This window comes from Streptomyces sp. NRRL B-1347, assembly GCF_000720325.1.
Lineage (GTDB): Bacteria > Actinomycetota > Actinomycetes > Streptomycetales > Streptomycetaceae > Streptomyces.
Genome location: NZ_JOJM01000022.1, coordinates 102993 through 129933, shown reverse-complemented (window position 1 = coordinate 129933; position 26941 = coordinate 102993). Strand labels below are relative to the sequence as shown.

Sequence of the window (26941 nt, the reverse complement as noted above, 5' to 3'; positions counted from 1 at the left end):
GAGCCCGCCAGGATCAGGGCGAACGCGGCCCAGAAGGCGGGGGTGAGGTGTTCGGAGAGGAAGGCGACGCCCGCGACCGCCGCCACCGCCGGGTTGACGTACGTGAAGACGACGGCCCGGGTCGGGCCCGCCTCGTGGATGAGTTCCAGGAAGACCACGAAGGCCAGGGCCGTGCAGATGACGCCGAGGCCCGCGAGGGCGGCGAGCGTCCTGGCGTCCGGGACCTCGCCCGGCCAGGTCGCCGCCGCCGCGGGGGCGTACACCACCGCCGCGAGCGCCAGGCACGGGGCGATCAGCTGGAGCGTCGGCACCTGCCTGAGGTGGCGGGCCACGATCAGCGGGGCCGTGGCGTAGCCGAGTGCCGTGATCAGGACCTCGGTGAGCGACCAGGCGTCGCCGCCCGTCAGGTGCGGGACGGTGAGGACGGCGACCCCGGCGAAGCCCAGGCCGAGCCCGGTCAGGCGGCGGGCGCCGAAGCGTTCGGTGTCGCCGAAGAAGCGGGCGAGGGCGGCACCGATGATCGGCACCGCGGCGATCAGGAGGCCCGCGGTGGAGCTGGACAGGTGCCGTTCGGCGTCGGTCAGGGTCCACCAGGGGCCGAGGATCTCCACCGCGGCGAAGGCCAGCATCGGGCGCCAGTGGGCCTTCACCACGCGCGGGAGCCCGCCCTGGCGTATCGCGAAGGGCAGCAGCAGCGCGGCGCCGAGGGCGCAGCGCGTGAACACCACCATCGACGGTGTCAGATCACTGTCGACCGCCACTTTGATCATCAAGTACGGGATGCCCCACAGGACACCCATGAGGGAGAAGAGGAACCAGCCACGTGCCGTCATGCCCGCAGTGTGCGGAGGGGCGGTGAGGGGTGTCTTGAACGTTGTTGCGGGGCGGCCCCGCGCACGCTGTCGCGGTACGCCGCCGGCGTCACCCCGAGCACCCTCCTGAACCAGCGCGTCAGATGGGCCTGGTCGGCGAAGCCCACCAGGGCCGCGACCTCCGCCGGTCTGCGCCCCGCCTCCAGGAGCGCGCGGGCCCTCGCGACCCGGTGCTGGGCCAGCCAGGCGTAGGGCGGCATGCCCATCGTCGTACGGAAGGCGCGCAGCAACTGGTAGCGAGAGAGGCCTGTTTCGGCCGCCAGCTGGGCGAGCGTGGGCGGGGCGCCGAGGTCGTCCGCCAGGCGGTCGCGGACCGCGAGGGCTATGGAGGCCGCGCCCGGGACCGGCTCGGGGGCGGGGCGCGCGCTGCCGTGGCGGCGGGCCAGCGTGCTGAGCAGCCAGGCGATCCGGGACTCGGCGGCGAGCGCCGCCAGGGGGTCGGCGGCCGCGCCCCCGCTCAGTTCGGTGTGCGCCGCGTGCAGGGCCTCCGCCAGCTGCCGGTCGTCCACGACCGCCTCCCTGAAGTGCGGCAGGTCCCCGGTCGCGTCGGCGAGCAGGTGCGGGGCCGGGTACATCGCGCGGTACGCGTAGCCGTCGCCGGGGGCGGGGCGGCCGGTGTGGGGCTCGCCGGGGGCGAGGACGACCACGGCGCCGGGGCCGATGTCGAGGCGCCCGCCGCGGTAGTCGATGATCTCGCTGCCCGCCACGCAGACGCCCACGGTGAATTCCTCGTGGGAGTGCGGGGCGTAGCGGTGTCTGTCGAAGCGGGCTGTCAGCAGGTCCAGGGTGGTGCCGCCGCCCAGGGGCGCTCTGGTCCAGATCGCGCGTTCGCTCTTGCCTCGTTCGCTCTCGCCTCGTGCGCTCTCGCCTCGTGGGTTGCCTGCGCCGTCCATCCCCCGTCGCCCCCCTAGCTGCGCCGCGCTTCGTTGTCGTACGCCTGCGGGTTCGTTGTGGCTTGTCGCGCAGTTCCCCGCGCCCCTTAGGGGCGCTCCCCCGCGCTCCCCTCCAACGCCGCCACGCCCGTCTTCCACGCTTCCCCGAGGCCGACCCCCTCCGGGAAGCGGCCGTGGATCTCCAGGATGACCATGCCGTGCGCGAAGGCCCATACGGCGCGGGCCCGTTCCACCTCGCCGCCGCACGCGCGGAGGAGGGGGGCCGCCGCCCGCTCCTCCAGGCCGGGCGGCAGGGCGTGCCGGGGCAGGGGGCGCTCGGTGCCCAGGCGGTAGAGGTGGGGGTGGGCCAGGGCGTGGGCACGGTAGGCGTCGGCGAGCGCGGCGAGGGAGCCGGGCGCGCGGGCCTCGGCGGCCTCGCAGGCCTCGGCGGCCCCGGCGAGCTGCTGGGCGATCAGCTCGACCTCGACCGCGGCCTTGTCGGGGAAGTGCTTGTACAGCGAGGGCGCCTTGATGCCGAGGCGGTCCGCGAGGGAGCGCATGGTCAGCGCCTCGGGGCCCGCCTCCTCCACGAGGGCGCGGGCCGCCGTGACGATCTCGCGGGCACGGGCGGTCAGCCGCTGGTCAGCCACGCTGGAAACCTTCCTTCGTACGCAGTCCATAGCCGAAGGCGCGATCGTACGAGATGTGGGCGAGCCAGGCGCACAGGGCCGCGAGCACGGGCGGCCAGGTCAGGGGCACGACGGTGTAGACGGCGAGGAGCGCGAGGGGGACCAGGGCGCGGTGGGCCGCGTTGTAGTACGGGACGGCGCGGGGCGGGAGCTGGCCGCGGGCCGTGCGGGGCGCCTCGCTCAGGCCGACGAAGAGGGCCAGGTCGGGGGCGAGGGCGAAGAGGAGCGCGGCGGCGCCCGCGGGCCAGCCGTGGTGGACGCCCTCCAGGACGGCGAGGACGGTCCAGAAGACGGCGGCGGCGAGCCATCCGACGCGGAGCGCGGTGCGCGGGGCCGTGCGGGCGGGGGCCTTCGGGGCGGGAGTGGCGACGGTGGTCATGGGGTCTCCTCGATATGCGACATGCGACATGCGATGCGCGGTACGCCATACGCGGCACGTGGTACGCCATACGCGACATGCGGCTAACGCCGTTAGCCAGAACGGTATGGCTAACGGCGTTAGCCGTCAAGGCCCGGGCGTGCGCGACCGCTTGACCTTGCCGCAGCGTCAACGTTTCTACTGGTGACATGCGGATCGGAGAGATCGCGGCGGCCGTCGGTCTGACGACGCGCGCCATCAGGCACTACCACCACCTCGGCCTCCTGCCCGAGCCGGTGCGCCGGCCCAACGGCTACCGCTCGTACGGCCTGCGCGAAGCCATCGTGCTCGCGCGCATCAAACGCCTCACCGAGCTGGGCCTCGGCCTCGACGAGGTGCGGGACGTGCTCGCGGACGACGCCGGGCGCGAACTGACCGAGGTCCTCGCCGAGCTCGACGAGGACCTGGCCCGGCAGGAGGCGGCCGTCCGGGAGCGGCGCGCCCGGCTCGCCGAGCTGTTGCAGATGTCCAGGGAGGGGCTGCTGCCCGGTGACGGTCCCGTGTCGCCGGGGCTCGCGGACCTGTTCACGCGGCTGTGGCCGACCGATTCGGCGACCGCGGCGAAGGACCTCGAACACCTCGCCCTCTTCGACGCCATCGCCGGGGCGGGCCTGCGCGAGCGCCTCTACGAGACGCTGCGCGAGGTCGCCGACGACCCCGACCTCACCGCCCGGCTGCGGCAGGTGTACGCGCGCCTGGACGAGCTGGCCGACGCGCCCGCCGACGACCCCCGGGTCGCCCCGCTCGGCAAGGAGCTCGCGGGACTCGTCCCCGACGACATCCTCGCGGTCCTCGTGGGCGGGGGCGAGGACCGCGCGGAGGCCCGCGGCACGGGCGGCGGGCCCGCGCCGAAGGAGCGGCCCCGGCTCGGCAGCGCCTTCGGGGACGCGTTCCTCGACGACTTCGCGCCCGCCCAGGCGGCGGCCGTGCGCCACATGCTGAAGGTGCTCACCGGGACGACGGAGTGGTCACCGTGACCGGCCTCGTACGGGTGGCGCGGCGGCTCCTCGCCCACGAGCTGCGGGGGCTGCAGAGCCTCGGCCTGTGGCTGGCGCGGCGGCGGCACGGGGTCGGTCACGGTGACCGCGCGGCGGCGTACACCGGGCCGCAGACCTCGACGCTCTTCGCCTTCGCCTTCCTCGCGGTGATCGAGACGGTCGCGCTCGCCCTCGTCGTGCCGTGGCCGCTCGCGCACGCCGCGCTGCTGTTCGTCGACGCGTACACCGTGGTGCAGCTGATCGCCCTGCACGCCGCGTGCGTGACGCGGCCCCATGTGGCGGGCGCGGACGGCTCGTTGCGGGTGCGCTACGGACAACTCCTCGACCTGCGGATCCCGGCCCCGCTCATCCGCGGCGTCCGGGTGGAGCGCCGCTACCCCGAGGGCCGCGTGGTCCGGATCGGCGCCGACGGCACGGTCGACGTCTCCGTCGGCAACCAGACGACGGTCACCGTCGAGCTCACCGAGCCCGTCGCGTTCGTCCGCCCGCTGGGGCGGACGGCGTACGCCCGTGTGGTGCGGCTGCACGCCGACGACCCGCAGGGCCTCGTCGCGGCGCTGCGGCGCCCGCCGGTGGTCACCCGGGAGGCGCCGAGCCTCGACCGGGAGCTGGAGTCCCTGGCGCCCTCGGAACCCTTGGAACCCTTGGAGTCCGACTGCCCGGCGGCGGTCCCGCCGGACGCGTACGGTCTCCTCACGCGGGAGTGAACAGCACCTTCGCCTCGCCCGGGTCCGCCCGGGCCAGGCGGACGCGCAGGCGTTCGCCCAGGGGCAGGGGGGCTGTGCCGGACTCGATCCGGGCGACGACGGCGGGGGCGGTCAACTGCACGGTGCCGACGGCCGGTTCCGCCTCCTTCACGTCCACGACCACCGCGTCGAAGACCTCGCCGACGCGGTCCTTGAGCAGGGCCGCCTCGACGATGTCGACGCTCGCGCGCTCCACGGCGTTGCCGCGCCGCGTGCCCTCCGCCATCTCCTTGGGCAGCGCGGGCAGAGCCGCGAGCACCCACTCCGGCGGCGCGGCGTCCGCGCACGCGGCCAGGCACAGCTCGGACGCGTACCGGTCGACGAGGCGGCGCAGCGGCGCGGTGCAGTGGGCGTACGGCGCGGCCACCGCGGCGTGCGTCGTGAGCTCGGGGACCTCGCCGCCGCTGAACGCCGTGTACCCGGCGCCGCGCAGCAGCGTCGTGCACTCCTGGAGGAACGCGGCGTGGTGGGGCAGGCGCGGGTCGAGGGAGCGGACGAGCCCGGCGTACGGAAGGTGGTGCGGCCAGTCGATGTCGAGGGCCTTCGCGGTCCTGCGAAGGCGGCCGACCGCGCCGTCCGGGGCGGTCGGCAGCGTCCGCAGGACGCCCGTACCAGAATCGATCATGAGCTGGGCGGCGGCCATGCCCGTGAGCAGGGAGATCTGGGCGTTCCAGCCGTCGGCGGGCAAAGGCGCGCGGTAGGCGAGTTCGTAGGTGCCGCCGTCCGGGCCCTCGACGACCTCCTGCTCCGGGACGTTGAGGGAGATGCCGCCGCGCTCGACCTCCAGCTGCTCGCGGAGCCGGCCGATGTCCGCGAGCAGCGCGAGCGGCTCCTCCGCGGTGCCCGCGTCGATGTCCCGCTGCACGCCGTCGTAGTCGAGCTTGGCGCGGCTGCGGACCAGGGCGCGGCGCACGTCGGCGGATGCGGTGCGGCCGTCCGCGTCCAGGTCGATCGTCCACACGAGCGCGGGGCAGGTCTGGTCCGGCAGCAGGCTGGCCGCGCCCTCGCTGAGGGCGGTCGGGTGCAGCGGCACCTTCTCGTCCGGGAAGTAAAGGGTGGTGACGCGCCGGTGGGCCTCGGTGTCGAGGGGGCCCTTCGGGGTGACGTACGCGGCCACGTCGGCGATCGCGTACCGCACGCGGTAGCCGCCGCCCGCCCGGCGCGACAGGTGCATCGCCTGGTCGAGGTCGACGGACGTCGGCGGGTCGATCGTGAAGAAGGGGACGCCCGTCGCGTCCTCGTCCGGCAGGCGCGGGGCCGCGGCGGCGCGCTCCGCCTCCGCGAGGGCCCCCGCCGGGAACTCCTCGGGTACGTCCAGCCTGGTGCGCAGCTCCCGCAGGGCGGCCCGCAGCGGGGCCTCGGCTGCGCCGGTCACTCGGAGATGGCGCCGGGGCATACCCCCGAGCGTAGGCCCGGTCCTGCGGGGCGGCACGCCGGATGTGCCACGGTAGGCCGTCGATCGCCCGCGAGTCCCGTCGTGGCTGGTCGCGCCCACGCGGCGGAGCCGCACATCGACACGGGCCCGCGCCCCTGAGGGGCACTCCCGGGACAGACACGCCAGCGGGAAGGATCCAGCCCGTCCGGCGTTTGAGGACGAGCGCGCAGCGCGACAAGGGGCTGCGGGGCACCACCCCGTACGCTGGCGCGGGGGCCGAGCCCCGGCCCCGTATCCCTCCGAAGGAGAAGACCTTGCTCGTCCTGCTGCCGCCGTCCGAGGGTAAGGCCGCCTCCGGGCGCGGGGCGCCGCTCAAGTCCGAGGCCCTGTCGCTTCCGGGGCTCGCCGCGGCGCGTGCCGCCGTCCTCGACGAGCTCGTGGAGCTGTGCGCCGCCGACGAGGAGAAGGCGCGGGAGGTCCTCGGCCTCAGCGAGGGGCTGCGCGGCGAGGTCGCCAAGAACGCCGAGCTCCGCACCGCGGGGGCCCGGCCCGCCGGTGAGATCTACACCGGCGTCCTGTACGACGCGCTCGACCTGGCCACGCTCGACGCGGCGGCGAAGCGGCGCGCCGCGCGCTCCCTGCTGGTCTTCTCCGGCCTGTGGGGCGCGGTCTCCGTCGCCGACCGCATCCCCTCCTACCGCTGCTCGATGGGCGTGAAGCTGCCGGGCCTCGGCGCGCTCGGCGCGCACTGGCGCGGCCCGATGGCGTCCGTGCTCCCCGAGGCCGCGGGGACGGGCCTCGTCCTCGACCTGCGCTCCGCGGCGTACGCGACGGCGTGGAAGCCCAAGGGCGAGGTCGCGGGGCGGACCGCGACGGTACGGGTGCTGCACGCGCGCGTGGTGGACGGCGTGGAGCGGCGCTCCGTCGTCTCCCACTTCAACAAGGCCACGAAGGGCCGCCTGGTGCGCTCGCTGCTGACCGCGGGGGCCGCGCCCGCCTCCCCGGCGGAGCTGGTGGAGGCGCTCGGGGACCTCGGCTACACGGTGGAGGCGCAACCGCCCGCGAAGCCGACCGCCGCGTGGTCCCTCGACGTGGTGGTGCGGGACATCCACTGAGCCGTGCGGGGCCCGTGGCAGGGGCCCCGACCCCTCGCGTTGCGGAGCACGCAACGGGCTTTGCGGAGGGTGGTGGGGGCGAGGCACGATGCCCCCATGGACTCCCCCGCCGCCCAGGCTTCCGTGCTGGACCTCGCCCCCGTCATCCCCGTGGTCGTGGTGGACACCGTCGACGCCGCCGTGCCGCTCGCACGGGCGCTGGTCGCGGGCGGACTGCCCGCCATCGAGGTCACGCTGCGGACGCCGGTGGCCCTGGACGCGATCCGGGCGATCGCCGCCGAGGTCCCGGACGCGGTGGTGGGCGCGGGCACGGTCCTCTCGGCGGAGCACGTCGAGGACGCGGTGGACGCGGGGGCGCGGTTCCTGGTCAGCCCGGGGTGGACGGACTCGCTCCTGGCGGCGATGCGGGGGGCGGGCGTGCCGTTCCTGCCGGGCGTCTCGACGACGTCGGAGGTCGTGGCGCTGCTCGAACGCGGCGTGCGCGAGATGAAGTTCTTCCCCGCGGAGGCGGCCGGGGGCACGGCCTATCTGAAGTCCCTCGCGGGCCCGCTCCCGCAGGCCCGCTTCTGCCCGACGGGCGGCGTCTCCGTCACGTCCGCGCCGGCGTATCTGGAGCTCGCGAACGTCGGCTGCGTGGGCGGCAGTTGGATGCTGCCCGGCGACGCCGTCGCGGCCGGGGACTGGGCGCGGATCGAGTCCCTGGCGCGCGAGGCCGCAGCACTGCGGTAGCGAGAGCGCCCCCTAGGGCGCGGGGCTGTGTCGATATGCGGCTCCGCCGCGTGGGCGCGACCAGCCACAGACGACCCGCGGACGCCCGCCGTCCCAACGCGGCACACCCAGCGAAACGCTTGGGCTGCGCACGCTCACCGCAGGTGCCCCGTGTCGTTCAGGAGCCGGACGCTGGCGTTGCCGTCCGCGTAGTAGGCCACCGCGGACAGCGAGGCCGCCGACAGCTCCATGCGGAACAGCGACTCGGGCGGCGCGCCGAGCGCGAGCCGTACGAGCGTCTTGATGGGCGTGACGTGCGTGACGAGCAGCACGGTGCGGCCCGCGTACGCGGCCTGGAGCTTGTCGCGGGCCGCCGAGACCCGGCTCGTGACCTCGGCGAAGGACTCGCCGCCCGGCGGGGCGACGTTCGGCGAGGCGAGCCAGGACGTCAGCTCGTCGGGGTAGCGCTCGCGCGCCTCGGCGAAGGTGAGCCCCTCCCAGGCGCCGAAGTCCGTCTCGCGCAGCCCCGGCTCCAGCTGGACGTCGAGGCCGAGCCGGGCCGCGACGGTGCGGGCGGTCTCCTGGCAGCGCAGCAGCGGGGAGGAGACGACGGCCTGCACGGTGCCTCGCGCGGCGAGCGCGGCGGCGACGCGGACGGCCTGCTCACGACCGGCGTCGGACAGGGAGGGGTCGCTCCCGCCGCTGCCGGAGAAGCGCTTCTCGGGCGTCAGCGGGGTCTCGCCGTGACGCAGCAGGACGAAGGTCGCGGGGGCGCCGAGGTCGGCGGCCGTGCCCCAGCCGACGGGCGGGGTCGCGGTGCCCGTGCCGGACGGCTCGCCGGAGCCGTCGGACTCGCCGGCCGCGACGGAGCGCGCCGCCCGTACGTCGGCGGCGACGGCATCGGTGCCCGCCTTCGCCCCGCCGGAGGCCTTGCCGGTCGCCCCGGCGAGGGCCGCGCGCGCCTTGGCCGCGCCCGCGGTCGCGTCGCCGGGCGGGCCCGCGGGCTCCGCGGCGGCGCGCGACGCGGCGCGCAGGTCCGCCGTCGACGCCGCGGGCGACCACTGCTCGCCGCGCTTGCCCGCGTCCATGGCCTCGTTCGCCAAGCGGTCCGCGTGCTTGTTCTTCTCGCGCGGGATCCACTGGTAGCTGACCTGTGCGCCGGGAAGCACCGCGGCCGCCTCGGCGGCCAGGGGCTTCATGTCGGGGTGCTTGATCTTCCAGCGGCCCGACATCTGCTCGACGACCAGCTTGGAGTCCATGCGGACGCGGACCCTCGCGTCGGGGTCCAGGTCGCGGGCCGCCTTCAGGCCTGCGACCAGGCCCTTGTACTCGGCCACGTTGTTCGTGGCGACGCCGACGTACTCGGCGGTCTCCGCCAGCGTCTCGCCGGTGACGGCGTCGATGACGACCGCGCCGTAGCCCGCGGGCCCCGGGTTGCCCCGGGAGCCGCCGTCGGCCTCGACGATGAACTCCTGCGCCACGCCCGCCCCTTACAGGCCGGACTCGGAGGTGCGCACCAGGATGCGGCTGCAGTTCTCGCAGCGCACGACCTTGTCGGGCGACGCCGCCTTGATCTCGTTCACCTCGGTGATGTCCAGCTCCAGGCGGCAGCCCTCGCAGCGGCGCTGGTGCAGCTTGGCCGCGCCGATGCCGCCCTGCTTCACGCGCAGCCTGTCGTAGAGCGCGAGCAGGTCGGTGGGGACGGCGGCCGCGACGACCTCGCGGTCCTTGGTGACCGAGGCGGCCTCGCGGTCGAGCTCCGCCTGCGCGGCGTCCCTGCGGCCGGTGGCGTCGTCGAGCTTGGACTGCACGGAGGAGACCCGCTCGGTCAGCTCGGCGACGCGCTCCTGCGCGGACTCGCGGCGCTCCATGACCTCCAGGACGACGTCCTCCAGGTCACCCTGGCGCTTGGCGAGGGAGGCGATCTCCTTCTGGAGGTTCTCCAGGTCCTTGGGCGAGGTGACCGCGCCGGAGTCCAGGCGCTGCTGGTCGCGGGCGGCGCGCTGGCGCACCTGGTCCACGTCCTGCTCGGCCTTGGTCTGCTCGCGGGCGCAGTCGCTGTCCTCGGTCTGCGCGGCCACGAGCAGGTCGCGCAGCTGCGTGAAGTCCTTCGTCAGCGACTCGATCTCGGCGTGCTCGGGCAGCGACTTGCGCTTGTGCGCGAGCTGCGCGAGGCGTACGTCCAGGTCCTGGACGTCGAGGAGACGGATCTGGTCGGCGGGCGCGGCGTTCAGTTGGGGGCTCCAAAGGAATCAGAAGGGGCGCGCGAGGCGCTCCCTGCGGGGGACGACGCCGCGTGGGCGGTCCAGGGGTCGGTGACCGTCTTCGAGACGTGGACGCGAAGGCCCCATCCGTGCCGGTCGGAGATCTCGTCGAGCTGGGCGGCCGCCAGCTCGCACCAGGGCCACTCGGTGGCCCAGTGCGCGGCGTCGAGCAGCGCGAGCGGTGCCTCGGCGCGGGCCTCCGACACCGGGTGGTGGCGCAGGTCGGCGGTGAGGAAGGCGTCGACCCCCGCGGCGCGCACGGCGCCGAAGAGGCTGTCGCCGGAGCCGCCGCTGACCGCGACGGTACGGATCAGCTGGTCCGGGTCGCCCGCGACGCGGACGCCCTGCGCGGTGGCGGGCAGCCGCTTCGCTGCCTGCTCGGCGAACTCGGCGAGGGTCAGTGGGTGTTCAAGATCGCAGATCCGGCCGAGCCCGCGCCGCCCGTGCTCGTCGGCCGGGTCCGGCACGAGGGGGCGTACGACGCGCAGGCCGAGGGCGCCCGCGAGGGCGTCGGAGACGCCCGGGTCCGCGGTGTCGGCGTTGGTGTGGGCGACGTGCAGCGCGATGTCGTTCTTGATCAGGTCGTGGACGACCCGGCCCTTGAACGTCGACGCGGCCACCGTCGTCGTACCGCGCAGATAGAGCGGGTGGTGGGTGACGAGCAGGTCGGCGCCGAGCCGGACCGCCTCGTCGGCGATGTCCTGGACGGGGTCGACGGCGAACAGGACCCGTGAGACCTCCTGGTCCGGGTCACCGCAGACCGTGCCGACCGCGTCCCACTGCTCGGCCCGCTCCGCGGGCCACAGGGCGTCGAGCGCGGCGATGACTTCAGACAGACGGGGCACGGACAAAGGCTACCTGCACGCCCCTGCGCACCAGAACCGGCGCCGCTCCCGCGGCGGCGGCCGGCCGCTGCCGCGCTTCCGCCGGCGACGGCTCCCGTGACCTTCGCCACAAGGTGCTACTTGACCAGGTGCTTCCGGAGGTCGTCCAGGACCGTGTCGGCCGCGGTCACGCCGAGGCCCAGGTACCAGGTCTCGTCCGGGACGTTCTTCGCCCGGCCCTCCTTCACCGCGTCGAGCTTCTTCCACAGCGGGTTGTTCTCGGCGGCCGTGCGGCCGGTCTTCTTCGGGTCGCCGTAGACCCCGGTGAAGATCCAGTCGGCGTCCGCGTCGTCGATCCGCTCCGGGCTGATCTCCGTGGCGAGGTCGTTGACCTGCTGGTTCTTGGGCCGGGGCAGGCCGACGTCCTGGAGGATGGTGCCGATGAACGACGCCTTGGCGTACAGGCGGACGCGGTCCGGCATGTAGCGCAGCATGGTGACGGTCGGCTTCTTCGGGCCGATCTCCTCGCCGAGCGCCTTCGCCTTCTTCTCGTACGCGCCGAGCCGGGACTTCGCCTCGGCGGTCAGGTCGAGCGCGGCGGCGTTGAGGAGGTAGTTCTCCTTCCAGGTGAAGCCGGGGCGCACGGAGAACACGGTGGGGGCGATCTTGGAGAGCTGCGGGTAGAGCTTGGCGGCGCGCAGCTCGCTGCCGAGGATCAGATCGGGCTTGAGGTTCGCGATCGCCTCCAGGTTGAGGGAGTTGATCGTGCCGATGTCCTTGGGGCTTCCCGCCCGCTTCCGCAGGTAGCCGGGGACGCCGTCGTCGCCCTCGGTGGGGGCGTAGCCGACGGGCTTGACGCCGAGGGACACGACGTTGTCCAGCTCGCCGACGTCGAGGACCACGACCCGCTGCGGGCGCTGCTTCAGCTCGGTCTTGCCGAGGGCGTGCGTGAGGGTGCGCGGAAACTGGCCGGGCTTGGCCGTGGTGCCCATCCGCGCGGTCTTCTCGGCGGCCTCGGCGAAGTCCTCGCCGCCCTGGGCGACGGCCTTGCTGCCGCTGCCGTTGTCGCTCTTGCCCGTGCCGTCGCCGCCGGAGCCGCAGGCCGCGAGGGCGAGCGCCCCGGCCACGGCGAGGGCGACGGCGGCGGTGCCGCGGGTGGTTCGACGGCGTCGTACGGACATCGGTGCTCCAGGGGGACGGGCAGGGCGTGCGGGTTCCCCGGGGGCGGGCCGGCACGCAACTTAGGGTTGCCTCACCATAACCGCTCCCCCAGGCAGCACACTCACCCCCGCCTTCTCCGGCGAATCGGGACATCACCACACGTACGCGTGAAGCGACTGGCCTCGGATGCCACGCCAGTACGTGCGAAAACTAGCGTCGCGAGCGGAGGTGACCCCCCATGACAGCGCCTGTGGCCGAGCCATCGCCGCCTTCGCCGCCCACTCCCCCGGCCCCGTCGCCGCCCACGACGCCGCCCTCGATGCCGCCCTCGCCGCCGGATGCCGCACGCACCACGCGGCGCGTCGATGTGCCGGGCGGCGGGGCGGTCCTCGTGCCCGGGCCCGCGGCGCCCGCCGCCGCGCCGGAGCCGCCGCCACCGGACGTCGCCGCCGCCCCGCCCGCCGCCCCGCCCGCCGTCCTCAGCGCCGACGGGGCCTACGCCGCCCGGCTCACGCACACCGGCGGCTCCTGGTACCCCGAGCGCTGGACGCGTGCACCGGCGGGCGGCGGGCCGCCACGTCTTTGCGCTCCTGTACCCCACCGGACCCGGCACCGGCGAGGTGGCGCTCGGCAGCGTCGCGTGCGAGGGCGCGGAGCTGACCCTGCTGCCGCCCGCGCCGGACGGCCGGTACGCCTACGCCCTCGCGGCGGGCGCGCGCTCCACGGCGGTGTGGCTGGTCGCGGGCGGCTCGTTCGGGCCCGAGCACCTCGCCGAGGTCCCCGGCCGCTGCACCGGCGGCGTCTGGCTCGACCGCACCAACCGCATGCTGGCGCTCGACCGCGGGCTCGACGGACCGACCAAGACGGTGGCGGTGGACCTGGAGCGCGGCGGCGAGGTGTCGCCCCTGCTCCAGATCGCGGCCGACAGCGACGACCGGCTGCTGCTCGCCGACGCCGACAGCGGACTGCTGCTCATCCGCTCGGACGCACCGGGCGAACCCCGGCTCGGCTGGGGCGTGTTGGGCAGCACGCACCCGGTGCGGTTCCCCGAGTGCCTGCGCCTTCCCGGCCGCGGGGCGACGCCGTTCGCGATCCAGCCCGGCCAGGTCCTCACCCCGGAGGTCTGCGCGGTCGCCCTGCGCCTGGACGCCGGTGGCGACGCGCGGCCCGCGCTGTGCGCCTGGCGCCCCGCCGACCGGAAGGTCCAGCAACTGACGCCCCCCGACGGCTGGTTGCCCGGCGTCGGCCGCTGGACGCCGGAGGGGGTGCTGCGCCTGCCGTACGCCACCGGCGCGGGGCCGTGCGGCGTGGCCCGGATCGAGGCGCCCGGCGCCGCCGCCGCGGGTCCCCGCCCGCGCGGCTCCGACGGGCCCGGAGGGCGGGGCGGCGCCCCCCGGGCCACCCGGCCCGTGCCCCTGCAACAGGCACCCCTCGGGGGGCGCGCGGCGGGCGGTTAGACTCGCCCGCCGGTACGAACGATCTTTACTACGGGGTGAGTTTCATGACGACCGACACCACGACGGACACCATGGCCGATCCACGGTACGCCGAGGGCGACGAGGAGGCGGGTCACGGGCGCCACCGCGGCGCCGTGGCGGCGCACGACGAGGAGGCCGCGCCCAGCGGCCGCCACCGCAGGCAGGGCGCCGAGGGCTAGTCCCTCGCGGGGCGCCCCGGGCCCGCCCTCTCCCGACCTGGGGGCTCCGCCCCCAGACCCCCGCTCCTCAAACGCCGGAGAGGCTGAAATACAGCCGCAAGCGGCACCATCCAGCCCGTCCGGCGTTTGAGGACGAGGCCGAAGGCCGATCAAGCGGGGTCCAGGGGCGGCAGCCCCTGGTTTCGGGAAGGGGCGGGTCAGGGGATCAATCCCGCTTCAGGCCCAGCACCTCCGTCGCCGCGAAGGTCTCGCCGTCCGGGCGGGTCGCGAAGTGCGGGGTCAGTGCCTCGTCCAGTTCCTCGGCGGTGAACGCCCCGGCGGTCGCGCGGAACGTGGCGGCGACCCGGGGGCGCTCCATCACGGCCACGATGCCGCCGTGCACGACCAGGAGTTGGCCGTTGACCCGCCCGGCCGCGGGCGAGGCGAGATAGCCGACCAGCGGGGCCACGTGCTCCGGCGCCAGCGGGTCGAGCTCCCCCTCGGCCGGTTCGGCGAAGCCCGCGAACACGTCGGACGTCATCCGCGTACGCGCCCGCGGGCAGATGGCGTTGGCGGTCACGCCGTACTTGGCGAGGGCGAGCGCCGTGGACGTGGTCAGGCCGACGATCCCGCCCTTGGCCGCGGCGTAGTTGGGCTGTCCGGCGGAGCCTGCGAGGAACGCCTCCGACGAGGTGTTCACGATTCGGCCGTAGACCGGCCCGCCCGCCGCCTTGGAGCGCTCGCGCCAGTGTGCGGACGCGAACCGGACGGTGTTGAAGTGCCCCTTGAGGTGCACGCGGACGACCGAGTCCCACTCGTCCTCGGACATCGAGAAGATCATCCGGTCCCGCAGGATGCCCGCGTTGTTGACCAGGACGTCGAGCTTGCCGTACGTGTCGACGGCGAGGTCCACCAGGGCGCGGGCCTGCGCGTGGTCGGCCACGTCCCCGCAGTGCGCGACGGCCTTGCCGCCCGCGTCGCGGATCTCGGCGGCGACGTCCTCGGCGGGCCCGGCGGACGCCGTGCCGGTGCCGTCGCGGCCCGGCTGCCCGTAGTCGTTGACGACGACGCTCGCCCCGAGCCGGGCGAGTTCGACGGCCTCGGCCCGGCCGAGCCCGCGGCCCGCCCCGGTGACGACGGCCGACAGGCCCTCAAGCGGCAGCAGCACGGAAACTCCCTTCGGTCGCGGTCGCGACGTCAAATCTCTATGCAGGTCCGCAGCGCCGCACCGGTGCGCATCTGCTCCAGGGCCTCGTTGATCTCGCCGAGCTGCACCCGGTGCGTGATCATGCCCGCGAGGTCGACGCGTCCGGCGCGCCACAGCGCGATGGCCCGCTCGTAGGAACGCAGCACGTCCCCGCCGCCGTACAGGGACGGCAGGATGCGCTTCTCGTCGAAGAACAGCTCGAACATGTTGAACTGGACCTGGTCGTCCATGGCGCCCGCGCCGACCACGCACAGGGTGCCGCCGCGCCGGGTCGCCTCGTACGCGGTGCGGGCCGTCGCGGACTTGCCGACGACCTCGAAGACGTAGTCGAAGCCCTCGCCCGCCGTGGCCCGCTGCTTGGCGTCGTCGAGGGCGTCGGGCGCCACCGCCTCGCTCGCGCCGAACCGCAGCGCCGCCTCGCGCCGGGCCGCCACCGGGTCGACGGCCACGACGTGGGCCGCGCCCTTGAGCCGCGCGCCCTGGATCACCGAGACGCCGACGCCGCCGCAGCCGATGACGGCGACGGACGAACCGGCCGTCACGTCGGCGGTGTTGAGGGCAGCGCCGAGCCCGGTGGTGACGCCGCAGCCGATGAGCGCCGCGATGTCGAAGGGCACGTCGTCCGGGATCGGCACCGCGCAGGCCGCGTCGACCACGACCTCCTCGGCGAACGTGCCGGTGCCCGCGAAGCCGAAGACGTCGCCCTGCGGGCGCTTGAAGTTGGGCGTGCCCGCGTTCATGAACCCGGCGAGGCACAGCTCGGTCTGCCCGCGCCTGCACGCCGGACACGCACCGCAGGCGGGGAGCCAGCACACCAGGACCCGGTCGCCCCGCTTGACGTTCGTGACGCCGTCGCCGACGTCGAGGACCTCGCCCGCGCCCTCGTGGCCCGGGACGAACGGCGCGGGCTGCGGCAGCACGCCGTTCATCGCGGACACGTCGGAGTGGCACAGGCCCGTGGCCCGGACGCGGATGCGCACCTTCCCCGGGCCGAAGCCCACCGCCTCGACGTCGTCGAGCACGTCGAGCTTGTCCTGGCCTGTCTCGTGCAGTACGGCTGCGCGCATGAGGGTGGGGCTCCTCTCACTTCGGGGGTACGTGCACCGGTGGTACGTACGTCGCCCGCGCTCGCCCGGGCACGTCAGCCGTGCTCGACGACGGTGTCGGCGAGCACCGGCGCTCCGTCCCGCTCCAGGGCCGTGACGACCGCCTGGACGCGCCCGGCCGACTCCCACATGCCGACGCGCAGGGTCTCGCCGGGGAAGACGACCCCGGCGAAGCGGGTGCGGTAGCCGCGCACCCGCGACACGTCACCGCCGAGCACGGTGTCCACGACGGCCTTGAGCGTCATCCCGTACGAGCACAGGCCGTGCAGGATCGGCCGGTCGAAGCCCGCGAGCTTGGCGAACTCGGGGTCCGCGTGCAGCGGGTTCCAGTCGCCGGACAGGCGGTAGAGCAGCGCCTGGTCCTGCCGGACGGGACGGTCGGCGGTCCGGTCGAAGGGCCGGTCGGGCACGTCGAGCCGCGCGGACGGGCCGCGCTCGCCGCCGAAGCCGCCCTCGCCGCGGACGAAGAGCTGCGCCTCGCTCGCCCACAGCGGCCCGTCGCCGTCGGCCGCCTCGGCGCGCAGGACGATCACGGCGGCCTTGCCCTTGTCGTGGACGGCCGCGACCCGGGACGTCAGGGTGGCCGTGCCCGCCACCGGGATGGGGCGGTGCAGCTCGATGGCCTGGCCGCCGTGCAGGACGGCGGCCAGGTTCACGTCGATGCCGGGTGCGGAGAGCCCGCCCATGGCGCCCATGCCCGCGCCCGCGACGGTGGCGAAGCTGGGCAGGACGTGCAGCCGGGACTCCAGCGTGTAGCGCAGCTCGTCCGGGTCGGTGGCGGGGCGGTCCTTGTCGGGGTTGGCGGCGGCGCCGATGCCCAGGTGGTAGAGCTGCACGTCCTTGTGGTCCCAGCTGATCGCGGCGCTGCGGGGCTCGGCGGCCAGGGCCTTGGCGGCGTCGATGGGCATGGGTGGCGGCTCCTTGGTGGTCTCGAGACCTCGGTGCGACCGTCCGCACCGTCGGCCGCACCGAGGTCGCGGCGGGGCCGGTGGCACGTTCTAGAACGCGTTCCATTCCGGCGCTCCCATGTATAGCCCAGCGCCCGGGAGTTGGGAAGGCTCCCGGCACCGACTCCTGACGTAGCGTCAGATCACGCCGCCGGACACCGCACCGGCGCCGGCACCCGTGACATTTGTCCTGGCCAGGACCGTACGAAGGGGCCTTCGCAGCCCTCGCCCCCTTCTCTTACTGTCGAAAGCCACCACGCACGCAACGGAACGGGGAGCGGGACATGTCCTGGATGCGCGGCGCCGCCTGCCGACTGCACGAGGCCCGCGCGGCGCGCGCCGCGTGGCACGCCGAGCGGCCGGAGCAGAAGGCCGCCCGGCGGGAGCGGCGCCGCCGCGGGGACGACGACACGCCCCCGGGCCCGCCCAACGGCTTCGCACTGCTGCCCTGGCTGCTCATGGGCATGGGCGCGTTCTCCCATCTGCTCCAGGGCAGGACCGCGAACCCGTGGATCGCGGCGATCGGCCTGCTGGTCTTCAACTCGCTGTACGTCTCGATCGCCTTCCGGGCCTTCGACAAGGCCAAGCGGGAGTCGCGCGGCACGATGGGCTCGCTCCTGGCCCTGGGGGCGCTGACCGTCGGGCTCGCCGCGGGCTACGGCGGGAACTGGCTGATGTTCTTCCCGTTGTTCGGTCTCGCCGTCGGCGCGGTGGTCAGGGGCCGTCGCCTCGGCCCGGTCGGCCTGGGTCTGAGCGCCCTCGCGGGCGCGGTCGCCGGGTTCAGGGAGGGCTGGGACGGCGTCAACATCGCGTACGGCACGTTCCTTTCGACGATGGTGACGGCGGCGATCCTGTCCCTGTCCGAGGCGGTACGGGACCTGCGCGCGGCCCGCGAGGAGCTGGCCCGGCGGGCGGTGGCGGAGGAGCGGCTGCGCTTCTCCCGGGACCTGCACGACCTGCTCGGCCACACCCTGTCGGTGATCGTGGTGAAGTCGGAGGCCGCGCGCCGCCTCGCCCCGCGCGACGTGGACGCGGCGCTCGGCCAGGTCGCGGACATCGAGTCCGTCGGCAGGCAGGCGCTCACGGAGATCCGCGAGGCCGTCACCGGCTACCGCGAGGCCTCGCTCAGCACGGAGCTGGACCGGGTGCGCGACCTGCTGGACGCGGCCGGGGTCGAGACGGTCGTACGGCAGTCGGGGCCGCCGCTCGACCCGCGGTCGGCGGCGCTGCTCGGCTGGGTGGTGCGCGAGGCGGCCACCAACGTCGTCCGGCACGCCCGGGCGGGCCGGTGCGAGATCGAGGTCGCGGGCGCCGGGGGCCGGACCCGCCTGGTGATCACCGACGACGGCCGCGGCGTGGGCTCGGCCCCGCCCGGCAGCGGGCTCAAGGGCCTGACCGAACGCCTCGCCGCGGCGGGCGGCTCCCTGGAGTCGGGCCCGGCGCCGCGCTCCGGCTTCCGGGTCACGGCCGTGCTGCCGACCACGGACGGGGAACGCACGGAGGCGGGGGCGGGGGCCGCCCGGGGGTGACCGGCGGGCCGGGGGTGACCGGCGGCCCGTGCGCGCCGCGGCCCGTACGCGCCGCGGCCGGAGCGCGTCGTGTGCCAGAACCTGCCGCAACTCTTGACGGAGTCCAGTCAATCCGTAAGGTCTAGGCCAATGGACCGGCCCAGGCGCCGGGCCGGTTAGCCCCTCGTCCCCCACCTCAGAGGGAGCAACGATGAACACCAAACGGAAGCTGGCCATGGGCCTTGGCGCGGCGTGCGCCCCCCTCCTCGTCTTCGCCTCCGTCACCCCGGCCAGCACCCACGGCTACATCAACTCGCCGCCGAGCCGCCAGGCCCAGTGCGCGGCGAACACCGTGCCGTGCGGCGAGATCAAGTGGGAGCCGCAGAGCGTCGAGGGCCCCAAGGGCCTGCGGAGCTGCAGCGGCGGCAACGCCCGGTTCGCCGAGCTGGACAACGACAGCAAGGGCTGGAAGGTCTCCGACGTCAACGCGTCGCAGCAGTTCACGTGGCGCCTCACGGCGCCTCACCGCACCAGCACCTGGCAGTACTTCGTCGACGGACGCAAGGTCAAGGAGATCAACGACGGCGGCCGCCAGCCGCCCACGACCGTGACGCACACCGTCGACTTCGGCGGCATCACGGGCCGGCACAAGATGCTCGCGGTCTGGAACATCTACGACACCGCGAACGCGTTCTACGCCTGCGTCGACATCAACATCAAGGGCTGACGCTCCGGGGCTCGCCCGAAGCCCCGGACGGGGGCCGGTCGGCCGGACCCGAAAGGCCCCCGGAGGTCCGGCCGGCCGGGGCACCACCCGCCCCGACCTGGCGTTCTGGCCGTAGCCTGACGCCATGGACGAGATGCCCGAAGACCGCCGGCCCGCCAAGTGCGTCAGGGTCCTGCTCGCCGAGGACCAGGGCATGATGCGCGGCGCGCTCGCGCTGCTGCTCGGCATGGAGCCGGACATCGAGGTCGTCGCGCAGGTCGGGGCGGGCGACGAGATCGTGCGCACCGCCCTGACGGCCCGCCCCGACGTGGCGCTGCTCGACATCGAACTGCCCGGCCGCAGCGGTCTGGACGCGGCGGCGGAGCTGCGCGACGAGTGCCCCGACTGCCGGGTCCTCATCCTCACCACCTTCGGGCGCCCCGGGTATCTGCGCCGGGCCATGGAGGCGGGAGCGGCGGGCTTCCTGGTCAAGGACGGTCCTGTGGAGGACCTCGCGGAGGCGATCCGCCAGGTGCTGCGCGGCGAGACCGTCATCGACCCGGCGCTCGCCGCGGCCGCCCTGAGCGCGGGGCCGAACCCGCTCACGCCGCGCGAGGCGGACGCGCTGCGGGCCTCGGTGGACGGGGCGACGATCGCCGACATCGCCTCGTCGCTGCACCTGTCGGAGTCGACCGTACGGAACTACCTGTCGGCCGCCATCGGCAAGACGGGCACGCGCAACCGCATGGAGGCCGCGCGGGAGGCCCGCCAGCAGGGGTGGCTGTAGCCCTCGCCGGTGGCCCCGCCGGTCAGTCGCGGGCCGCGCGCGGCATCCAGACGAGGACGACGAGCGCGGCGAGGGCGAGGAACACCGCGCCCCAGAGGAAGGCGAGGGCGTAGCCGTCGGCGACCGCGTCCGCCCCGGGCCGCCCCGCCGTACGGGCCGTGGCGACCGTGGAGAGGATCGCGAGCCCCAGCGAACCGCCCATGGTGCGCGAGGTGTTGATGAGCCCGGCGACGAGCCCCGCGTCCCCCGGCTCGGCGCCGCTGGTGGCCAGGGAGGCGAGCGGGGTGCCCGCGAGCCCCGCGCCCAGCATCATGAGGATGCCGGGCAGCATGATCGAGGTGACGTACGCGCCGTGCGCGCCGTCCCCGGCGAGCATCCGCCACTGCCAGGCGAATCCGGCCGCCGCGGTCAGGACGCCGACGACGGTGACGGTCCGCGCCCCCGCGACCCGCATGAGCCGGGGCGCGACCTTGGACCCCACGACGACGCTGACGGAGCTGGGGATGAGCGCGAGCCCGGCCTCCAGGGGCGTGTAGCCGAGGACGTTCTGCGCGTACAGGGTCATGAAGAACCACATCGCGAACAGGCCCATGCCGCAGACGAACATGGTCGCGTTGGCCGCCGAGACGGACCGCACCCGGAACAGCTTCAGGGGCATGAGCGGCGCCTTGGAGCGCGCCTCGACGCCGAGGAACGCGGCGATCAGGCCGAGCCCGGCCGCGAGCGGCACGAGGGTCGCGGCGGCGGTCCAGCCCTCCACCTCGGTCTGCACGATGCCGTAGGCGAGGGTGGCGATGCCCGCGGTGACGAGGACGGCCCCGGGCACGTCGAGCCGCCGGGCGCCGTTCGCCCTGCTCTCGCTGATCCAGCGCAGCGCGGCGGCGAACACCAGGACGCCGACGGGCACGTTCACGAGCAGCACCCACCGCCAGGAGAGGCCGTCGGTGAGGACGCCGCCGACGAGCCCGCCCGCGGCGCCGCCGCCGGCGCCGACGGCCGACCAGGTGGCGATGGCCCGCACCCGCGCGGCCCCCTCCGGCACGGCCGAGGTGAGGATGGTCAGGGTGGAGGGCGCGAGGACGGCGGCGCCGAGGCCCTGCACCGCCCGCGCGGCGAGCAGTTGCCACCCCTCCTGCGCGAGCCCGCCGCCGAGCGAGGCGAGGGTGAACAGGCCGAGCCCCACCAGGAACATCCGCTTGCGCCCGAAGAGATCGCCCGCGCGCCCGCCGAGCAGCATGAACCCGGCGAAGGCGATGGAGTACGCGTTGACGACCCACTGCAGGCCCGTGGCGCTGAGGCCCAGGTCGGCCCGCATGGACGGCAGCGCCACATTGACGACGGACACGTCGAGGACGACGAGGAACTGCCCGGCGCAGGCGGCGGCCACCACGAGCCACAGGGGCGCGGCGGCGCGCCGGGATATGGGGGTGTCAACAGGGGTCTCCAGCATGGGCTCCATGCTGACAGCCGACACATGCCCCGTACATCGGAAAATGGCGGGGTACGGCGTGGGGCCGGGGACCTAGGCCGAAAGTCGTGGTCCCCCGCAGCGCCGCTCCCCCGCTCCGCTCACTCCGCCCGCCGCAGCAGCGTCACCACCGCCGCTCCGCCGAGCCCGATGTTGTGCGCGAGCCCGACCCGCGCCCCAGGCACCTGCCGCTCCCCCGCCTCGCCCCGCAACTGCCAGGCCAGCTCGGCGACTTGGGCGATGCCGGTCGCGCCGAGGGGGTGCCCCTTGGAGATCAGGCCGCCGGAGGGGTTCACCACCCAGCGCCCGCCGTACGTGGTCGCGCCGGACTCGACGAGCTTGCCGGACTCGCCCTCCGCGCACAGGCCGAGGCTTTCGTACGTGAGGAGTTCGTTGATGGAGAAGCAGTCGTGCAGCTCGATGACGTCGAGATCGTCGGCGGTCAGGCCGGAGCGTTCGTAGACCTGGCGCGCGGCCGCGCGGGTCATCGGGCGGCCCACCACGTCGAGGCACGAGCCGGAGGCGAAGGACTCCTCGGTGTCGGTCGTCATGGCCTGGGCGACGATTTCGACCGCGCGGCCCGCGAGTCCGTGCCGCTCCACGAAGCGCTCGGACGCCACGAGCGCCGCCGCGGCGCCGTCGGACGTGGGCGAGCACTGGAGCTTGGTGAGCGGGTCGTGCACGGTCCTGGCGGCGAGGACCTCGGCCACGGTGTACGCGTCCCGGAACTGGGCGAGGGGGTTGTGCGCGGAGTGCCGGTGGTTCTTCGCGGCCACCGCCGCGAGCTGGGCGGGCGTCGTGCCGTACCGCTCCATGTGCTCGCGGGCCGCGTTGCCGAAGATCTGGGCGGTGGGCGGGGTGGCCGCGAAGCCGTGGCGGGCGGCCATCACTCCGTAGTGGCGGGCCACCGGGGACGCGGCGAGGTCGCCGTCGCCGCCCCCGCCGAGGGAGCCCCGCTTCATCCGCTCGAAGCCGAGCGCCAGGACGCAGTCGCTCGTACCGCCCGTCACGAGCTGGCGGGCGAGCATGAGGGCGGTCGCGCCGGTCGCGCAGTTGTTGTTGACGTTGTAGACGGGCAGCCCGGTCAGGCCGAGCTCGTACACCGCGCGCTGGCCCGCCGTCGAGGCCTGGAAGCAGTACCCGACGGCCGCCTGCTCCACCGCCGCGTACGGCACCCCGGCATCCGCCAGGGCCCCGCCGCCCGCCTCCCGCGCCATGTCCCAGTACTGCCAGTCCCTGCTCTCGGGCTTCTCGAACCTCGTCATACCGACGCCGACGACGTACGCCTTCACGACAGACCTCCCTGGCAGAGCCCGGCGGAACGGCGGCAGAATAGAACACGTTCCAATCCGAAGGAAGGCCGGACGCCGCGCCTCGCGCCCCGGCTCTAGTCGTTGTCGCCGCGTCGGCGCTCGACCGCCACCCAGGCCCGGTCGGCGGCCGTTCCGGTGATCAGCGCCGCGACGGCGGCGACGTACCACGGGAGGCCGAGGACCAGGCAGGGGGCGACCGCGAGGGCCAGTGCCAGCAGATTGAGCCACCAGGGCGTGCGCGGAATGACGGGGGATCCTTCGTGACGGGGGCCCGCCAGCTCTTCTTCGCTTCGTGGCCGTGCAGGTGTCGTGCAGGTGTACAGCATGCCAGCGACCGTCCGGGCGAGTCCGGCGGGGCGAGTCCGGCGGGGCCAGTGACAGGACCGCGTACAGGCGCGGTCAATGGAGGGTCAAGAGTTCCTTTGGTTCGACGGATGCCGGAATAGTCGCCCCGGGAAACAGGTTCATCGTGCATGTAACCGCGGACGTCCCATGCGTCCCGCCTGTCCCACGTATGTCACACGTACGACGTCCCGTCCGTCCGCCACACGTCTCCCGCGCGACGCGCCCCACGCCTCGTCCGGCCGCCGTGCCGCCCCGTCACCCCTTCGTCCCGGAGGCCCCAGCCCTATGTCGCACGCGACGGCTCACCCCCGCGGTGTCGTCCCCGTACTCGCCTTCTCCGGCATCGTCGTCGCCGTCATGCAGACGCTGCTCGTCCCCGTCATCAAGGACCTGCCCGTCCTGCTCCGCACGACGCCGTCCAACGCCACCTGGGTCATGACGTCCACGCTCCTCGCGGGCGCCGTCGCCACCCCGATCATGGGCAGGCTCGGCGACCTCTTCGGCAAGCGCCGGATGCTGCTCACCAGCCTCGCGGTCATGGTGGTCGGCTCGCTGGTGTGCGCCCTCACCGACGACCTCGTCGTCATGATCGCCGGGCGGGCCCTGCAAGGGGTCGCGATGGGCGCCATTCCGCTCGGCATCGGCCTGATGCGCGACGAGCTGCCGCGCGAGAGGCTCGGCTCGGCGATGGCCCTGATGAGCTCCTCCATAGGCGTCGGCGGCGGCCTCGCCATGCCCGCCGCCGCGCTCGTGGCGCAGCACGCCGACTGGCACGCCCTGTTCTTCGGGGCCGCGGGCCTCGGCGCGCTCGCCATGCTGCTCATCGTCCTGCTGGTGCCGGAGAGCCCGCTGCGGGCCGAGGGCACCTTCGACGTCCTCGGCGCGCTCGGCCTCTCGGCGGGCCTGGTCCTCTTCCTGCTGCCCATCACCAAGGGCAGCGACTGGGGCTGGGGTTCGGGCCTGACCCTCGGCCTGTTCGCGGCCTCGGCCGTGGTGCTCGTCCTGTGGGGCGTGATGGAGCTGCGCGTCAAGGCGCCGCTGGTCGACCTGCGCACCACGGCCCGGCGCGAGGTGCTGCTCACCAACCTCGCCTCGATCATGGTCGGCGTCGCCTTCTACGCCATCTCGCTGGTGCTGCCCCAGCTCCTCCAGCTGCCCGCCGCCACCGGCTACGGCCTCGGCCAGTCCATGGTCGTCGCGGGCCTGTGCGTGGCGCCGCTCGGCCTGACCATGATGTTCACGGCGCCCGTCTACGCGCGGCTCTCGGCCGCGTACGGACCGAAGGTCACCCTGATCCTCGGCATGCTCGTCATCGCCATCGGCTACGGCGCGGGCCTCGGCCTGATGAGCGCCGCCTGGCAGACCATCGTCATCTCGGTCGTCGTCGGCGCGGGCATCGGCCTCGCCTACTCCTCGCTGCCCGCGCTCATCATCGGTGCCGTCGACCCGTCCGAGACGGGCGCGGCCAACGGCCTCAACACCCTGATGCGGTCCATCGGCACCTCCGTGTCCAGCGCCGTCATCGGCATGGTGCTCGCCAACACCGCCCACACCGCGGGCCCCGTCGAGGTGCCCACCATGGAGGGCTTCCGCGCCTCCTTCCTCATCGCCACCGGCGCCGTCGCGATCGGCCTGGTGTTCGCGCTGTTCCTGCCCGGCAGGCCCCGGGCCGCGGCCGGGACCCACACCCAGCTGCGGGCCAGCAGCGAGGAGGACGCCGCGCTCGCCCGGGCCGCCGAGGCGCTCACCGGCGGGTTCAAGGGGCGGGTCCTCTCCCCCGCGGGCGCGCCGGTGGCCCGCGCGCGGGTCACGCTGATCGATCCGCACGGCCGCCGGGCGGACGCCGCGGTCACCGACGACGACGGGCGGTACGCCCTCGCGGTCCCCGCCGACGGCGCGTACGTGCTCGCGGCCACCGCCGCCGGGCACGCGCCGCACGCCGTCTCGGCCGTCCACCGCGGCGAGCAGCGGCCCGTCGAGGTCGACCTGGCGCTGCCGGGCGACAGCGAGATCCTGGCCTGAGCCTCCCGTGCGGCCCTGCGGCCGCGGGCCGCACCCCCGTCACCCCGGTGCCGGGGGTGTGGTGCACCATGGGCGCCCGTACGTACGCGGGTCCGTCCCGCGCAGGTCAAGTACCGGAAGGAAGACGATGGCTGCCACTCAGGCTCAGGCCCCGGCACCGGAGGTCCTCGGCGCCTTCGAGGCGGCCAAGGGCTTCATGCCCGTCCACGAAGGGCTCGCCCTGTACGCGGCCGCGCGCGAGGCGGCGGCCCTCGGCCTTCCCCTGCTCGAAGTCGGCACGTACTGCGGCCGCTCCACGATCCTGCTCGCGGACGCGGCCCGCGCGGCCGGTGTGAGCGTGGTCACGGTCGACCACCACCGGGGCAGCGAGGAGCAGCAGCCCGGCTGGGACTACCACGACCCGCAGACCGTGGACCCGGAGGTGGGCCGCATGGACACGCTGCCCACCTTCCGGCGCACGCTGCACAAGGCGGGCCTGGAGGACCACGTGATCGCGGTCGTCGGCCGCTCCCCGCAGGTGGCGCGGCTCTGGCACGCCCCGCTCGGCCTGGTCTTCATCGACGGCGGGCACACCGACGAGCACGCGGGCGCGGACTACGAGGGGTGGGCGCCGCACGTGGCGGAGGGCGGCCTGCTCGTCATCCACGACGTGTTCCCCGACCCGGTGGACGAGTGGACGGGGCAGGCCCCGTACCGCGTGTACCTCCGGGCCCTGGAGTCCGGGATGTTCACTGAGGACTCGGTCACCGACTCCCTCCGCGTCCTGCGCCGAACCGGCGCGGCCGGCTCCGGCCGCGGATAGGCTCCCTGTCGTGTCGTACGTAGGTCCGGACAGTCAGCCACCGCGCCCGCCCCGCCGCTTCGGCGGTGGCCGCACGCTCGCGGTCACCCTCGCCGTGCTCGCCCCCGCCACGCTCGCGGGCTACCTCATCCACGACGCGACGGGCGGCTCGGAGGGCGCCGAGCGGCCGAGAACGCTGCCGTCGGCCAGCCGCTCGGACCAGAACGCGCCCTCGAAGCCGACCGCCGACGATTCCTCGAAGTCCCCCGCCGCGCGCAAGTCCGAGAAGCCGAAGGACGAGCCGGACGACAAGGGGGGCGAGGAGGGGGACGCCAAGCCGTCCGGGAAGGCCCCGTCGTCGGGGGGCCGCCCCGCGCCCTCGGGCCCCCTCAAGGGCAAGGTCGTGGTGATCGACCCGGGCCACAACCCGGGCAACTTCCGGCACACCGCGGAGATCAACCGCCCGGTGAACATCGGCACCAACTCCAAGGAGTGCGACACCACCGGCACGTCCACCAACCGGGGTTACACGGAGGCCCGGTTCACCCTGGACCTCGCCCACCGCCTGCGGGACCTGCTGCACCGCCAGGGCGCCACGGTCCGCCTCACCCAGGACGGCGACCGCGCCTGGGGCCCGTGCGTCGACGAGCGCGCCCGCATCGGCAACGCGGCCCGCGCCGACGCCGTCGTCTCCCTGCACGCCGACGGCTCGGCCGTCGGCAACCGGGGCTTCCACGTGATCCTGCCCGCGAAGGTCAGCGGCGGCGCCGCCGACACCACCGCCATCGTCGGGCCCTCCCGCGACCTCGGCGAGCGCATCGCGGGCAAGTTCCTGTCCGCCACCAAGAGCGCCCCCTCCAACTACGTCGGCGACGGCACCGGCCTCGACGTCCGCCGCGACCTGGGCGGCCTCAACCTCTCCAAGGTCCCCAAGGTGTTCATCGAGTGCGGCAACATGCGCGACCCGAAGGACGAGGCATTGCTCACGAACCCGGACTGGCGCCAGAAGGCGGCCCACGGCATTTCCGACGGAATCGGTAGCTTCCTCGCCCGGTGAAAGCGGGCAGTCGTGA

25 protein-coding genes and 2 pseudogenes are annotated in these 26941 nt (G+C 74.6%); 12 read left to right on the top strand and 15 right to left on the bottom strand.

What is annotated here, in order from left to right:
• Positions 1-50 precede the first annotated feature (50 nt).
• The 4 genes and pseudogenes from IG74_RS54695 to IG74_RS0120295 form a co-directional block, all read right to left on the bottom strand.
• Positions 51-833: pseudogene (locus IG74_RS54695) on the bottom strand (DMT family transporter); the annotation flags it as partial.
• Complete coding sequence (locus IG74_RS0120305) at positions 830-1765, bottom strand: AraC family transcriptional regulator (protein WP_063761266.1); 936 nt, start codon at positions 1763-1765, stop codon at positions 830-832. The gene IG74_RS0120305 and the pseudogene IG74_RS54695, both read right to left, overlap by 4 nt.
• An 86-nt stretch (positions 1766-1851) precedes the next feature.
• On the bottom strand, positions 1852-2424 hold the full coding sequence (locus IG74_RS0120300) for a TetR/AcrR family transcriptional regulator (RefSeq protein ID WP_107058981.1): 573 nt from the start codon (positions 2422-2424) through the stop codon (positions 1852-1854).
• Positions 2387-2812: a DUF4260 family protein gene (locus IG74_RS0120295; protein ID WP_030678954.1), complete on the bottom strand. Its 426-nt coding sequence runs from the start codon at positions 2810-2812 to the stop codon at positions 2387-2389. Before IG74_RS0120295 ends, IG74_RS0120300 begins: the two co-directional genes overlap by 38 nt.
• Before the next feature lie 188 nt (positions 2813-3000).
• Between IG74_RS0120295 and IG74_RS0120290 the strand changes: the two genes are divergently transcribed.
• Complete coding sequence (locus tag IG74_RS0120290) at positions 3001-3828, top strand: MerR family transcriptional regulator (RefSeq protein ID WP_030678951.1); 828 nt, start codon at positions 3001-3003, stop codon at positions 3826-3828.
• Entirely contained in the window at positions 3825-4556 is a 732-nt protein-coding gene (locus IG74_RS0120285) for a hypothetical protein (protein WP_199818861.1), read from the top strand. Before IG74_RS0120290 ends, IG74_RS0120285 begins: the two co-directional genes overlap by 4 nt.
• Here the strand turns inward: IG74_RS0120285 and IG74_RS0120280 are convergent.
• A complete protein-coding gene (locus IG74_RS0120280) occupies positions 4543-5991 on the bottom strand; it encodes an RNB domain-containing ribonuclease (RefSeq protein ID WP_030678945.1) in 1449 nt (482 codons plus the stop codon). The two genes, IG74_RS0120285 and IG74_RS0120280, sit on opposite strands and share 14 nt — an antisense overlap.
• Positions 5992-6284: 293 nt before the next feature.
• Here IG74_RS0120280 and yaaA point away from each other — a divergent pair, with 293 nt between their 5' ends.
• Both yaaA and eda read left to right on the top strand, forming a co-directional pair.
• On the top strand, positions 6285-7085 hold the full coding sequence (gene yaaA / locus IG74_RS0120275) for a peroxide stress protein YaaA (RefSeq protein ID WP_030678942.1): 801 nt from the start codon (positions 6285-6287) through the stop codon (positions 7083-7085).
• A 96-nt stretch (positions 7086-7181) separates the two neighbouring features.
• On the top strand, positions 7182-7814 hold the full coding sequence (gene eda / locus IG74_RS0120270) for a bifunctional 4-hydroxy-2-oxoglutarate aldolase/2-dehydro-3-deoxy-phosphogluconate aldolase (RefSeq protein ID WP_030678940.1): 633 nt from the start codon (positions 7182-7184) through the stop codon (positions 7812-7814).
• Positions 7815-7948: 134 nt separating this feature from the next.
• Here the strand turns inward: eda and IG74_RS0120265 are convergent, their stop codons facing one another.
• The 4 genes from IG74_RS0120265 to IG74_RS0120250 all read right to left on the bottom strand — a co-directional run bounded on the left by IG74_RS0120265 (position 7949) and on the right by IG74_RS0120250 (position 12062).
• Positions 7949-9274 carry a bifunctional RNase H/acid phosphatase gene (locus IG74_RS0120265; RefSeq protein WP_030678937.1) on the bottom strand — a complete coding sequence of 442 codons (1326 nt, stop codon included), beginning with the start codon at positions 9272-9274 and terminating at the stop codon, positions 7949-7951.
• Between the two features lie 9 nt (positions 9275-9283).
• Positions 9284-10027: a zinc ribbon domain-containing protein gene (locus IG74_RS0120260; protein WP_063761265.1), complete on the bottom strand. Its 744-nt coding sequence runs from the start codon at positions 10025-10027 to the stop codon at positions 9284-9286.
• On the bottom strand, positions 10024-10902 hold the full coding sequence (locus IG74_RS0120255) for a Nif3-like dinuclear metal center hexameric protein (protein ID WP_030678932.1): 879 nt from the start codon (positions 10900-10902) through the stop codon (positions 10024-10026). The genes IG74_RS0120260 and IG74_RS0120255 overlap by 4 nt, the downstream gene beginning before the upstream one ends.
• A gap of 116 nt (positions 10903-11018) precedes the next feature.
• Positions 11019-12062, bottom strand: coding sequence for an ABC transporter substrate-binding protein (locus tag IG74_RS0120250; RefSeq protein ID WP_030678930.1), 1044 nt, complete (start codon positions 12060-12062; stop codon positions 11019-11021).
• Between the two features lie 218 nt (positions 12063-12280).
• Here IG74_RS0120250 and IG74_RS46000 point away from each other — a divergent pair.
• Together IG74_RS46000 and IG74_RS52155 are read left to right on the top strand one after the other, a co-directional pair.
• Positions 12281-13499 (top strand): annotated as a pseudogene (locus IG74_RS46000) (hypothetical protein).
• Positions 13500-13543: 44 nt separating this feature from the next.
• Entirely contained in the window at positions 13544-13699 is a 156-nt protein-coding gene (locus tag IG74_RS52155; RefSeq protein ID WP_158857699.1) for a hypothetical protein, read from the top strand.
• A 205-nt stretch (positions 13700-13904) separates the two neighbouring features.
• Here the strand turns inward: IG74_RS52155 and IG74_RS0120235 are convergent, their stop codons facing one another.
• The 3 genes from IG74_RS0120235 to IG74_RS0120225 form a co-directional block, all read right to left on the bottom strand.
• Positions 13905-14846, bottom strand: a complete 942-nt coding sequence (locus tag IG74_RS0120235; RefSeq protein ID WP_030678927.1) for a 3-oxoacyl-ACP reductase — start codon at positions 14844-14846, stop codon at positions 13905-13907.
• A 29-nt stretch (positions 14847-14875) separates the two neighbouring features.
• Positions 14876-15952 (bottom strand): Zn-dependent alcohol dehydrogenase, encoded by a 1077-nt coding sequence (locus IG74_RS0120230; protein WP_030678924.1) that lies wholly within the window; start codon positions 15950-15952, stop codon positions 14876-14878.
• A gap of 74 nt (positions 15953-16026) precedes the next feature.
• Positions 16027-16899, bottom strand: coding sequence for a MaoC/PaaZ C-terminal domain-containing protein (locus IG74_RS0120225; RefSeq protein ID WP_030678920.1), 873 nt, complete (start codon positions 16897-16899; stop codon positions 16027-16029).
• A 323-nt stretch (positions 16900-17222) separates the two neighbouring features.
• On the opposite strand from IG74_RS0120225, the gene IG74_RS0120220 reads away from it, so the two are divergent.
• From IG74_RS0120220 to IG74_RS0120210, 3 genes are all read left to right on the top strand, one after another.
• Positions 17223-18467: a sensor histidine kinase gene (locus IG74_RS0120220; RefSeq protein WP_051855048.1), complete on the top strand. Its 1245-nt coding sequence runs from the start codon at positions 17223-17225 to the stop codon at positions 18465-18467.
• Positions 18468-18657: 190 nt separating this feature from the next.
• A complete protein-coding gene (locus IG74_RS0120215; protein ID WP_030678913.1) occupies positions 18658-19173 on the top strand; it encodes a lytic polysaccharide monooxygenase auxiliary activity family 9 protein in 516 nt (171 codons plus the stop codon).
• Between the two features lie 124 nt (positions 19174-19297).
• Positions 19298-19939 (top strand): response regulator transcription factor, encoded by a 642-nt coding sequence (locus IG74_RS0120210; RefSeq protein ID WP_030678910.1) that lies wholly within the window; start codon positions 19298-19300, stop codon positions 19937-19939.
• Positions 19940-19961: 22 nt separating this feature from the next.
• On the opposite strand, the gene IG74_RS0120205 is transcribed toward IG74_RS0120210, so the two are convergent.
• From IG74_RS0120205 to IG74_RS0120195, 3 genes are all read right to left on the bottom strand, one after another.
• Positions 19962-21389: a DHA2 family efflux MFS transporter permease subunit gene (locus tag IG74_RS0120205; RefSeq protein ID WP_037825775.1), complete on the bottom strand. Its 1428-nt coding sequence runs from the start codon at positions 21387-21389 to the stop codon at positions 19962-19964.
• Between the two features lie 119 nt (positions 21390-21508).
• A complete protein-coding gene (locus IG74_RS0120200) occupies positions 21509-22699 on the bottom strand; it encodes a thiolase C-terminal domain-containing protein (RefSeq protein ID WP_030678906.1) in 1191 nt (396 codons plus the stop codon).
• Positions 22700-22794: 95 nt separating this feature from the next.
• Complete coding sequence (locus tag IG74_RS0120195; protein ID WP_030678903.1) at positions 22795-23046, bottom strand: hypothetical protein; 252 nt, start codon at positions 23044-23046, stop codon at positions 22795-22797.
• Positions 23047-23350: 304 nt separating this feature from the next.
• Here IG74_RS0120195 and IG74_RS0120190 point away from each other — a divergent pair, with 304 nt between their 5' ends.
• The 3 genes from IG74_RS0120190 (at position 23351) to IG74_RS0120180 (ending at position 26925) form a co-directional block, all read left to right on the top strand.
• Positions 23351-25087, top strand: a complete 1737-nt coding sequence (locus IG74_RS0120190) for an MFS transporter (protein ID WP_030678900.1) — start codon at positions 23351-23353, stop codon at positions 25085-25087.
• A gap of 127 nt (positions 25088-25214) precedes the next feature.
• Positions 25215-25889 (top strand): class I SAM-dependent methyltransferase, encoded by a 675-nt coding sequence (locus IG74_RS0120185; protein ID WP_030678897.1) that lies wholly within the window; start codon positions 25215-25217, stop codon positions 25887-25889.
• A gap of 10 nt (positions 25890-25899) precedes the next feature.
• Positions 25900-26925, top strand: coding sequence for an N-acetylmuramoyl-L-alanine amidase (locus IG74_RS0120180; RefSeq protein WP_030678893.1), 1026 nt, complete (start codon positions 25900-25902; stop codon positions 26923-26925).
• Positions 26926-26941 lie beyond the last annotated feature (16 nt).

Coding starts and splice junctions, on each gene's coding strand:
- IG74_RS0120225 (WP_030678920.1), bottom strand. CDS start 16,899: ATGCCCATCGACGCCGCCAAGGCCCTGGCCGCCGAGCCCCGCAGCGCC.
- IG74_RS0120205 (WP_037825775.1), bottom strand. CDS start 21,389: ATGCTGGAGACCCCTGTTGACACCCCCATATCCCGGCGCGCCGCCGCG.
- IG74_RS0120195 (WP_030678903.1), bottom strand. CDS start 23,046: ATGCTGTACACCTGCACGACACCTGCACGGCCACGAAGCGAAGAAGAG.
- IG74_RS0120280 (WP_030678945.1), bottom strand. CDS start 5,991: ATGCCCCGGCGCCATCTCCGAGTGACCGGCGCAGCCGAGGCCCCGCTG.
- IG74_RS0120215 (WP_030678913.1), top strand. CDS start 18,658: ATGAACACCAAACGGAAGCTGGCCATGGGCCTTGGCGCGGCGTGCGCC.
- IG74_RS52155 (WP_158857699.1), top strand. CDS start 13,544: ATGACGACCGACACCACGACGGACACCATGGCCGATCCACGGTACGCC.
- IG74_RS0120305 (WP_063761266.1), bottom strand. CDS start 1,765: ATGGACGGCGCAGGCAACCCACGAGGCGAGAGCGCACGAGGCGAGAGC.
- IG74_RS0120220 (WP_051855048.1), top strand. CDS start 17,223: ATGTCCTGGATGCGCGGCGCCGCCTGCCGACTGCACGAGGCCCGCGCG.
- IG74_RS0120185 (WP_030678897.1), top strand. CDS start 25,215: ATGGCTGCCACTCAGGCTCAGGCCCCGGCACCGGAGGTCCTCGGCGCC.
- IG74_RS0120300 (WP_107058981.1), bottom strand. CDS start 2,424: ATGGACTGCGTACGAAGGAAGGTTTCCAGCGTGGCTGACCAGCGGCTG.
- IG74_RS0120230 (WP_030678924.1), bottom strand. CDS start 15,952: ATGCGCGCAGCCGTACTGCACGAGACAGGCCAGGACAAGCTCGACGTG.
- IG74_RS0120210 (WP_030678910.1), top strand. CDS start 19,298: ATGGACGAGATGCCCGAAGACCGCCGGCCCGCCAAGTGCGTCAGGGTC.
- eda (WP_030678940.1), top strand. CDS start 7,182: ATGGACTCCCCCGCCGCCCAGGCTTCCGTGCTGGACCTCGCCCCCGTC.
- IG74_RS0120250 (WP_030678930.1), bottom strand. CDS start 12,062: ATGTCCGTACGACGCCGTCGAACCACCCGCGGCACCGCCGCCGTCGCC.
- IG74_RS0120295 (WP_030678954.1), bottom strand. CDS start 2,812: ATGACCACCGTCGCCACTCCCGCCCCGAAGGCCCCCGCCCGCACGGCC.
- IG74_RS0120290 (WP_030678951.1), top strand. CDS start 3,001: ATGCGGATCGGAGAGATCGCGGCGGCCGTCGGTCTGACGACGCGCGCC.
- IG74_RS0120190 (WP_030678900.1), top strand. CDS start 23,351: ATGTCGCACGCGACGGCTCACCCCCGCGGTGTCGTCCCCGTACTCGCC.